General features: G+C 68.7%; 2 protein-coding genes. Both read right to left on the reverse strand.

Annotated features, from left to right (window positions below; all coding sequences use genetic code 11):
* Positions 1-812: protease modulator HflC (locus VLG41_RS07195; protein ID WP_325348712.1), on the reverse strand; the 812-nt coding region annotated here is incomplete at its 3' end.
* A partial coding sequence (gene hflK, locus VLG41_RS07200) for an FtsH protease activity modulator HflK (protein ID WP_325348713.1) occupies positions 809-1590 on the reverse strand: 782 nt, incomplete at its 5' end. The genes hflK and VLG41_RS07195, both read right to left, overlap by 4 nt.

A 1590-nucleotide genomic window follows, 5' to 3' on the forward strand; every position in this document is an offset into this window, starting at 1 on the left:
CCTCCGAGCGCAAGGACGTCAGCGTCGACTTCATCGCCATCGGCTTCATCGTCAACGCGGCGGACTTCTATCGCGCCACCGGCGGCCAGGCCGTACAGGCGGGCGGCTTCGGCATCGCCTTCACCGCGCAGCTTCTGTGCATCGCGCTCGGCTTCGGCCAGCAGTACCGCGACATCACGCTGGGCCTGCGCCTGCACGATCCGCGCCTGCTCGGCACCCTGCGCGCGCAGGGCGCTCGCCACCTGCGTGCGTTCGGCGCGCATGCGGTTGTAGACCTGGTCGATGACTTCGCTGTCGGTGGGCAGGTCGATCTGCTTGAAGCGGATGTCCACCACCTGCATGCCGAGGTTCTTGGCGCCGGCGTTGATGCCGGGCAGCTGCTTCTCGATCAGCTCGTTGCGGTTGCCCGACACCAGCTGGGTCAGCGTGCGCGAGTTGATCTCGTTGCGCAGCGATTCCTTGATGATGGGCGCCAGGCGCTCGGTGGCCAGTTCGGCCTGGCCGCCGGTGGCGCGGTAGAAGTCCGCCGCGTTGACGATGAAGCCGATGGCGATGAAGTCGACGCTGACGTCCTTGCGCTCGGAGGTCAGCGAGCGTTCCGGCGGGAACTCGTTGGCGGTGAAGCGGCGATCGAGCACGCGCGCGGTTTCCACCAGCGGCAGCTTGAAATGCAGGCCGGGGCCGATCTCGCTGCGCACCACGCGACCCAGGTTGAGCACCAGGCCCACCTGCCCTTCGCGCACCACGTAGACCGAGCCCATCAGGCCCAGCAGGACGGCCACGACGATACCGACGATCAGGGAATTCCTCATGGCTGCGCCTCCTCACGGCCGGCCGGGCGCGGGGAGCGCACCGCATTGCGGGAACTGGACGGGGTGCTTTCCACGGGCGGCATCATTTCGGTGGGAATCACGCCCGCGGGCAGCTGGCCGGAGGACGAGCCCGCGGCGTTGCCCATGGGCACGTAGATCAGCTGGCGGCTGTCGCCACCGACCACCTTGCGGTTGTCGGCCAGCACCTGTTGCACGGTATCCAGCCACAGGCGCTTGCGGGTGACTTCGGGGGCGTTGCGGTATTCGTCCAGCAGCAGGCTGAAGCGGGTCGCGTCACCGGTCGCCTTGGCGATGGCGGCGGTCTTGTAGCCTTCGGCCTGGGTACGGATCTGCTGCGCGTCGCCGCGCGCCTCGGGCACGATCTTGGCCGCGACAGCGCGTGCCTGCGACACCAGGCGCTCGTTCTCCTGCTGCGCGCTGTTGACCTCGTCGAACGCCGGCTTGACGGCTTCCGGCGGGCGGGCGTCCTGCAGGCTCAGCTCGGTGACGACCAGGCCGGTGCGGTAGGCCTCCAGCGAGGCCTGCAGCGCGGTGCCGGCCGTGGCCGACAGCGGGCCGCGGTTGTTGAGCGCGGCGTCCAGGTCGGAACGGCCGATCACTTCGCGCACCGCGCTCTGCGCGGTCTGCTCCAGCACGCGGGTGGCGTCGGTGGTGCCGAACAGGAACAGCTTGGGATCGCCCACGCGGTACTGCACGTTGAACGACACGGTGATGATGTTCTCGTCACGCGTCAGCACCGGCAGGCTGTTGCTGAAGG

It is taken from the genome of Hydrogenophaga sp. (genome assembly GCF_035481345.1).
GTDB lineage: Bacteria > Pseudomonadota > Gammaproteobacteria > Burkholderiales > Burkholderiaceae_C > Hydrogenophaga.